We start from the raw sequence: 8,092 nt of genomic DNA, 5'->3' as shown, positions 1-8,092 counted from the left end.
CCCCCCCCCCCCACCACCCACCCCCCACCCCCCATCCAAGCCATCGTCGTAACAGCAGCCCACACCACACGCACTACGCCATGAGGGGTGGACCCAGCCGTGACCGACACCGCAGGTGCGCGCAGGGGGGCGTCGGCCAGTAGGAGGGGGTCCGTACGGCGGTGGGTGCGGCGAGGGGCGCTGGGGGTGGGGCTCGTGCTTGTTGCTGCCGGTGGGGTCGGGTGGGCCGTCTATGCCAAGCTCGACTCCAACATCACGCCCGACGAGGCCGCCGCCGCCGAACTCGCCCGGTACGAGAAGGAGCGGCCCACGTCCCTGGTGCGCGACGCCCGGAACATCCTGCTCATCGGGTCGGACTCGAGGGCGGGCAAGGGAAACCGGCGCTATGGCCGAGACTCCGGGACCGAGCGGTCCGACACCACGATCCTGCTGCACCTCTCCGCAGGGCGCCGCAGCGCCACCGCCGTCTCGATACCCCGCGATCTGATGGTGGACGTACCCGGCTGCCGGCGCCCCGACGGAGGCCGCAGCAAGCCGATGTTCGCGATGTTCAACTACGCCTTCCAGGTGGGCGGTTCGGCCTGCACCGTCCGCACCGTGGAGCGCCTCACGAACATCCGCCTCGACCACCACGTGGTCGTCGACTTCCACGGCTTCACGGAGATGGTGGACGCCCTCGACGGCGTGGAGATCTGCCTCACCGAGCCGATCAACGACAAGGCCGCCAAGCTGAGGCTCCCCGCCGGAAAGGTGACTCTCAACGGCGAGCAGGCCCTCGGCTACGTCCGCGCCCGCAAGTCCCTCGGCGACGGCAGCGACACCGACCGCATGGACCGCCAGCAACGCTTCCTCGCCGCACTCGTCCAGAAGGTGCAGAGCAACCACGTACTACTGAATCCGGTCAGGCTCTACCCCGTCCTCGACGCCGCCACGTCCTCCCTCACCACCGACCCGGCCCTGGCCAGTTTGCGCGGTTTGTACGAACTCGTCCGCGGCGTGCGCGACATCCCCACGGAACGCGTGCAATTCCTCACCGTTCCTCGGGAGTCGTACATCTACAACTCCAATCGCGACCAACTCGTGGAGCCCGAAGCCGAGCGGCTCTTCGAGCGACTGCGCATCGACGCCTCGGTGGAAGTCGTGAATTCGTCCGAAACGTCCCAGGGTCCTCTGCGCAAATCTCCGCACAGGAGTTCCCATTACGGGGACGGGAAGTCCGGCACGAAGCGCCCCGACGAGCCCGCGGACCCCACCGCCCCGGCACCCACCTTCCGAGGCAACACCGCCGCCGAGAACCCCTGCAGGTAAAGCGCTCACCAAGTCGACGAACCCCAGTTCAAAGAAATGGGATGGATTGCCCAGTTGTAGGCACGTGGAATTTGTCACCGTCGTCGCTTGACGCTGAACTGGCCGGATAGTGTGAGCGATCCGGTGCACCCGGCCGTAGTTAGGCTTGCGCACTGTTTGACCGAGAGAGACCCGAGCGCCTTGAAGGGGGAAGGCGCCGCGTGGCCCCGACGGAGGAATCAGACAACCGTGGACGCGCAAGGCCGTGGGCGGGCGGACGACATCGACCCCGCAGACCAGTGGGTACTCAATCCGAGCACCGGCGAATACGAACTGCGACTGACTCCTTCCGCTCCGCAGTCGTCGGTTCCGGGACCCCGTAGATCCGCTTCCCGCGCCGGAGCCGCGGCACGTACCGCCGGTACGACCGCGGCCGGGGGCGCAGCGGGCGCCGGAGGCGGCGTGCGCAGTCGGACCGCGGCGCCGGGACGCGAGACGCGGCCGGCGACGCCGGGCCGTGAGGTGCCGCCGCAGCGCAGGCGCCGGGGCGCACCCGAGGAGCCGCCGCCGGGCCGGCGCGGTCGCCGGCCGGTGAAGAAGAGCAAGGCGAAGAAGGCCCTGCTCTGGACCGGCGGTGTGATGGCGTTCGTCATGGTCTCGGCCGCGGTCGGCGCGTACCTCTACATCGAGCACCTCAACGACAACATCCAGTCCGTCTCCGACGACGGCGCGAGCACCGGTGGCTTCCAGAAGGACAAGGCCATCAACATCCTGCTCATCGGCACGGACAAGCGCACGGGCGCGGGCAACGGCAGCTACGGCGACTCGGGCAGCGCCGGGCACGCCGACACCACGATCCTGCTGCACGTCTCCAAGGACCGCTCGAACGCGACCGCGCTCAGCATCCCGCGCGACCTCATCGTCGACGTCCCCGACTGCCCGACCACGCAGGAGGACGGCTCCCAGAAGGTCATTCCGGGCGAGACCGGCGTCCGCTTCAACACGAGCCTCGGCCAGGAAGGCCGTACGCCCAGCTGCACGAGCCGGACCGTCACCGAGCTGACCGGGATCAAGCCGGACAACTTCATGGTGGCCGACTTCAACGCGGTGAAGACACTGACGACCGCGGTCGGCGGCGTCGAGGTGTGCCTGGGCAAGGACATCAACGACCCCGACTCCCACCTCAACCTGCCCAAGGGCAAGCATGTGATCGAGGGCGAGCAGGCGCTGGCCTTCGTCCGCACCCGGCACGCCGTCGGCTTCGGCGGCGACCTCAGCCGGATCACGCTGCAGCAGCAGTTCCTCAGCGCGCTGATGCGCAAGCTGAAGTCGAACGACACGCTCACCAGCCCGACGAAGATGATCAAGCTGGCGGAGGCGGGCACCAAGGCGCTGACCGTCGACTCGCAGCTCGACACCATCGACAAGCTGAAGGACCTGGGTCTGGAGCTGGGCAAGCTCAACACCAAGAACCTGACCTTCACGACGGTTCCGGTGATCGACAACCCGGCCGAGAAGGTGAAGGCGACCGTCGTACTCAACGAGACGACGGCTCCCCAGGTCTTCCAGGCGATCCAGAACGACGTCTCCTTCACCGAGGTCAAGCAGCAGAAGAAGAAGGAGGCCGCCGCCGTGGCCGCCCGGCTGAAGGGCACCAAGGCCGACGCCTCCGAGGTGCGGGTGCAGGTCTACAACGGCGGGGCGCCCGCGGGCAGCGCCCAGGAGACCCTCACCTGGCTGCAGACCGAGGAGGGCGTGAGCAAGTCCGAGAACGCCGGCAACGCCCCGGCGACGCTGGCGAAGACGACGCTCGAGTACGCGCCGGACCAGGCGGACCAGGCACGCCGGCTCGCCGCCATCATGGGGCTCTCCGGATCCGCGATGAAGCCCGGCAAGAGCGTGACCAACTCCCAGGGCCTGCCCACGATGACACTGACGCTGGGCAAGGACTTCAAGGGTGCGGGCGTCTCCCTCACGGCTCCGACCAAGGCGCCCGACGTGGAGAAGTCCACGGCGGACAAGGTGGAGTGCGCGAAGTAGCGGCCGGCAGTGGCCCAACGGCTCCGGTACGGAATCTGCGGCGGGGAACGCAACTGTGCCGGACCCTCGTTGGTCTGACACAGGACACGGTTGTGTCAGGCGGCGTTGGCCTGGCACACCCCGTGGCCGTGCCGGGCGTTGATTTTGCCGACACGTGGCCAACCCGGTTCGGACCCACGGGGGTCTGACAGGTTGCGAACCGGCGTCGGACAGGGTGGTGCGACATGGTCGCTCCGCGCCGGACAGGGAGGTCCGACGCGGAGCGAAGCCGTGTCGGGCCGGGGTGGGGAAGGGCGAACAGTTGGCGCAGAGCAGTGTGCGGGGGGAGGCCCCGGCGGTGGACGACACCATGTCGCTCACCCCGCAGGCCGACCAGGACACGCCGGCCGATCAGGGCGGCCGGCACGGCGGCGGGCGTCGCAGAGGCGGCCGGGGAGCCGACAGCAAGCGCCGCAGACGACGTGCGCTGCGCTGGTCGGCGACGGTTCTGTCGGTGGTGATCCTGGGCACGGCGGGGGCCGGATATCTCTACTACCAGCACCTCAACAACAACATCCAGAAGGGCCAGCGCAGCAGCGGCGACTCCAAGGCCGAGAAGACGCAGCCGAACGCGGCTGGGCAGACACCCCTGAACATCCTGGTGATCGGTTCCGACAGCCGTAACTCGGCGGAGAACGTGAAGCTCGGCGGCAGCAAGGACAATGTCGGCAACAAGCCGCTGGCCGACGTACAGATGCTCGTCCACCTGTCGGCGGACCGCGAGAGCGCAGCCGTGGTGAGCATTCCGCGCGACACCCGGGTCGACATACCCAAGTGCGCGGACCCCGAGACCGGTGACACCTACCCGGCGACGAACGACATCATCAACCTCTCCCTGGCCCGCGGCGGCGCCGGCTGCACCCTGGCCACCTGGCAGAACCTCACCGGGGTCTACATCGACCACTGGATGATGATCGACTTCGCGGGTGTGGTGAAGATGGCGGACGCCATCGGCGGTGTCGAGGTCTGCGTGAAGCAGGGCGTGTGGGACCGTCCGCTGCCCCGCGTGCCCGGCGGTTCCGGCCTGAAGATGACCAAGGGCACGAAGAAGATCGAGGGCAAGCAGGCGCTGCAATGGCTGCGCACACGGCACGCCTTCTACAGCGACCTCGGACGTGCCAAGGCCCAGCACATGTACATGAACTCGATGATCCGGTCACTGAAGGAGCAGAACGCCTTCACCGACACCGGCCGGCTGATGAACCTGGCCGAGGCGGCCACGAACTCCCTCAAGGTCTCCGAGGAGATCGGCTCGGTCAAGAAGCTGTACGACCTGGGCATGCAGCTCAAGACGGTGCCGACCGACCGCATCACGATGACGACCATGCCGACTGTCGAGGACCCGCAGGACCGCAACCACCTGGTACCGAAGGGAGCCGACGCCGAGAAGATCTGGTCGATGATCCGCGATGACGTGTCCTTCGACAAGGGCGGGAGCAAGGACTCGAAGAAGACGACGGACACGGCAGAGGCGACCAAAGCGCCCACCCATGCGGACGACGAGATGGGCGTGGTGGTGCAGAACGCCACACAGTCGTCCACGCTCGCTCCGGTCATTGGCCGCGCGCATACGATCTCCCAGCTGCTCCTGCAGAAGGGCTTCGCCAAGGCCACGGCGGACACCTCTGCGGCCCTGGCCGAGGACAAGACCGTTGTGCGCTACCCGAGCGCCGATCTGGAGGGCGACGCCCAGCGCGTCGCCAAGTCGCTGGGGATTCCCATGAGTTCGGTGAAGAAGTCGACCGACGTCTCCGGGGTGACGGTCGTCGTGGGCGCCGACTGGCGCTCGGGCACCACCTATCCGAAGCAGTCGAAGCCCAAGGCCGGGGACGTCCCCGAGAGCGCCGACGCCATCAACGGCTCGGACAGCGGCCAGTGCATGGACGTGTACGAGCCCTACCGCTGGGAGGCCTGAGCCTCGGCATACGGCAACGAGGGCTCACCGTCACGAGACGGCAGCCCCCGGGCCGTGGCCGGTCACTTCGGCTCGCTCGGTGCCGCGACCCTCACGCCTCGCTGAGCACTGCCGGGCGGCGGGAGGCGATGACCTTCTTCGCCAGGGACCGCGGGCTGGTCAGGAAGCCGTAGCCCCAGGACATGTGCATGGTGGCGAGGGCGACGGGGATCTGCAGGCGTGCCTTCACCGGGAGGCCCTTGCCGGCCGGGAGCGAGCCGGCGGTGATGGCCGCGAGGTAGCCGCCGGGGACCACCAGGGCCCACGGGGTCACCAGGGCGCCCAGCACAAGGCCCGCCGCGATCGCGCACACCGCCGTCGGCGGGGCGAGGTAGCGCAGGTTGATGGAGCCGGCGTGGTAGCGGGCGACGACGTGGCGCCAGCGGCCGTAGTCCTTGTACTGCTTGGCGAGGGCCCGCACCGAAGGACGCGGCCGGTACGACACCTTCAGCTCGGGTGAGAACCAGATGAGCCCGCCCGCTTCCCTGATCCGGAAGTTGAGCTCCCAGTCCTGGGCGCGGATGAACTCCTCGTTGTAGCCGCCCTGTTGCTCCAGCGCCTCGCGCCGGAAGACACCGAGGTAGACGGTCTCGGCCGGCTGCGCCTCGCCACCGGTGTGGAAGGCGGCGTTGCCGACCCCGATCTTCGAGGTCATGGCGGCCGCGACGGCGTGCTCCCAGTCGTTCTCGCCCTCGGCGTGCATGATGCCGCCGACGTTCTGCGCGCCGGTCTCCTCCAGGAGCCGTACGGCGGTGGCGATGTAGTTCGGCGAGAGCATGCCGTGGCCGTCGACGCGGACGACGATCGGGTGCCGGGAGGCCTTGATCGCGGCGTTCAGCGCGGCGGGCGTACGGCCGGTCGGGTTCGGGACGGTGTGCACGCGCTTGTTTTTGTGGGATGCAGTCTCGGCGACCAGCTCGGCGGCGATCTCGTCCGTGCGGTCCGTGGACGGACCGAGGGCGATCACGACCTCCATCTCGCCGGCGTACTCCTGCGCGAGGATCGCTTGGACTGCTCCGCGCAGATGCCGCTCCTCGTTGAGGACGGGCATGATGACGGACACGGCGGGGAGCTGCACGTCGGGATTGGCGTTCATAGGGGGCTCACGTTACCGCGAACGGGGGACACGGGTGCGCCCCGCCGGGGTCGCTGCCCCGGGCAGCAGATCGTATGGGCCTACGGTGCTCACGGATCCCACGTACGGCCCCCAGGGCAAGCCCCAGCGGAAGGTAGCCCCCCATGCCCACGCCGCCCCGCCGCTCCCCCGCCCCTCCGCAGCGCCGCCCGCAGCCGACGCGGGGCGGGGCGCGGCCGGTCGCGCCCGCGCGGCGGAGAAGGCCGCGCTGGGCCATGCGGGCGGTGACCACGCTGTCCGTGGTGGTCCTCGCCTCCGCCGGCATCGGGCATGCGGTGGTGACCAGCCTGGACGCGAAGATCGCGCGCGTGGACCCCTTCAAGGACATGAAGAACCGGCCGCAGGCCGGGCACGGGATGAACGTCCTCCTGGTCGGCACGGACGGCCGCGACCGCATCAGCGAGGAGGAGCGGCGCAAGTACCGCCTCGGCGGGGCCCCCTGTCACTGCACCGACACGATCATGATCGTGCACATCTCGGAGGACCGGGAGCGGGCGAGCGTGGTGAGCCTGCCGCGCGACTCGTACGCCGAGGTGCCCGCCGGCGAGGGGCGCAAGGCACATCCCATCAAGATCAACGCGGCGTACGCGGAGGGCGGCCCGAACCTCACCGTCGCCACGGTCGAGCACATGACCCACGTCAAGATCGACCACTACCTGGAGGTCGACTTCACCAGCTTCATGAGGACGGTGGACGTGGTCGGCGGGGTGCAGATCTGCACCGCCGAGCCGCTGAAGGACTCGTACACCGGACTCGACCTGTCGGCCGGCACGCACCGGCTGATGGGCGGCGAGGCCTTGCAGTACGTGCGTGCGCGGCATGTCGACAGCGCCTCCGACCTGGGCCGGGTGCAGCGCCAGCAGCGTTTCATGGCGGCGCTGATCGAGCGGGCGACGTCGTCCGGGATCCTGCTGAACCCGATGCGGTTCCGGGATGTGACCCGGGCGGTGCTCGGTTCGGTGCGGGCCGACAAGGGCTTCGGGACGGGCGAACTCCTCGACCTCGGGCGGGCGATGCGGAACTTCTCGCCGTCGTCGTCGGAGTTCACGACCGTGCCCATCCGGCAGCTGGAGTACGACGTGAAGGACGTCGGTTCCACGGTGAAGTGGGACGCCGCGAAGTCCGAGCGCCTTTTCAGGGCCCTGCGCGAGGACGAGCCGCTGTCCGTGCACCGGCCGAGGCGCAGGCCGGTACGGGTCGAGGTCGCCCCGCAGGAGATCCACGTCCAGGTGGAGAACGGCACTCCGGCGGGCGACCTCGGCAAGCGGGTCGATGCGGCGCTGGCGGCGACCGGGTTCCGGACGACGGGGCGGCCGGTGAGCGCGGCGGACCGCCCGGTGAAGCGGACGGTCGTCGCCCACGACCCGCGCTGGGACCGCTCGGCCAAGTCCCTGGCGGCCGCGCTGCCGGGGAGCGAGCTGCGTGCGGTGAAGGGGCTGGGGCCGACGCTGAAGGTGATCGTGGGCACGGACTTCAGGCAGGTCCGCAAGGTACGCGCGGAGGACCCGACAGAGGGCGAGTCCGTGGTGGTACGGGGTGGCGAGGCGGGGTGCTCGTAGGGGGACCCGCGCCCACGGCCTCGGCCTCCGGATGTGACCCGTGCGCCCGCGCCGCGCTTCGCCGGGGTGGGACGCACA

The 8,092-nt window shown here is 69.4% G+C and carries 5 protein-coding genes; 4 read left to right on the top strand and 1 reads right to left on the bottom strand.

Annotated elements, in window-relative coordinates; all coding sequences use genetic code 11:
* Positions 1 to 99: 99 nt before the first annotated feature.
* From ADL12_RS28475 to ADL12_RS28465, 3 genes are all read left to right on the top strand, one after another.
* The gene (locus ADL12_RS28475) at positions 100 to 1,308 is read left to right on the top strand and encodes an LCP family protein (RefSeq protein WP_079052327.1); all 1,209 of its coding nucleotides are present in this window, start codon (positions 100 to 102) and stop codon (positions 1,306 to 1,308) included.
* Positions 1,309 to 1,536: 228 nt separating this feature from the next.
* Positions 1,537 to 3,327, top strand: a complete 1,791-nt coding sequence (locus tag ADL12_RS28470; RefSeq protein WP_079052326.1) for an LCP family protein — start codon at positions 1,537 to 1,539, stop codon at positions 3,325 to 3,327.
* Positions 3,328 to 3,676: 349 nt separating this feature from the next.
* Positions 3,677 to 5,281 carry an LCP family protein gene (locus ADL12_RS28465; RefSeq protein WP_062706754.1) on the top strand — a complete coding sequence of 535 codons (1,605 nt, stop codon included), beginning with the start codon at positions 3,677 to 3,679 and terminating at the stop codon, positions 5,279 to 5,281.
* A gap of 91 nt (positions 5,282 to 5,372) precedes the next feature.
* Here the strand turns inward: ADL12_RS28465 and ADL12_RS28460 are convergent, their stop codons facing one another.
* A complete protein-coding gene (locus tag ADL12_RS28460) occupies positions 5,373 to 6,416 on the bottom strand; it encodes a glycosyltransferase family 2 protein (RefSeq protein ID WP_062706731.1) in 1,044 nt (347 codons plus the stop codon).
* A 143-nt stretch (positions 6,417 to 6,559) separates the two neighbouring features.
* Here ADL12_RS28460 and ADL12_RS28455 point away from each other — a divergent pair, with 143 nt between their 5' ends.
* Entirely contained in the window at positions 6,560 to 8,014 is a 1,455-nt protein-coding gene (locus ADL12_RS28455) for an LCP family protein (protein WP_079052325.1), read from the top strand.
* Positions 8,015 to 8,092: the final 78 nt, after the last annotated feature.

This window comes from Streptomyces regalis (assembly GCF_001509475.1).
GTDB classification, from domain to species: Bacteria; Actinomycetota; Actinomycetes; order Streptomycetales; family Streptomycetaceae; genus Streptomyces; species Streptomyces regalis.
Note: the sequence above shows the minus strand (reverse complement) of the source record. Positions and strands in the feature narration are given on the sequence as shown.

Excerpts from the sequence above, each read along its gene's own strand:
- ADL12_RS28460 (WP_062706731.1), bottom strand. The coding sequence starts at position 6,416 with ATGAACGCCAATCCCGACGTGCAGCTCCCCGCCGTGTCCGTCATCATG.
- ADL12_RS28455 (WP_079052325.1), top strand. The coding sequence starts at position 6,560 with ATGCCCACGCCGCCCCGCCGCTCCCCCGCCCCTCCGCAGCGCCGCCCG.
- ADL12_RS28465 (WP_062706754.1), top strand. The coding sequence starts at position 3,677 with ATGTCGCTCACCCCGCAGGCCGACCAGGACACGCCGGCCGATCAGGGC.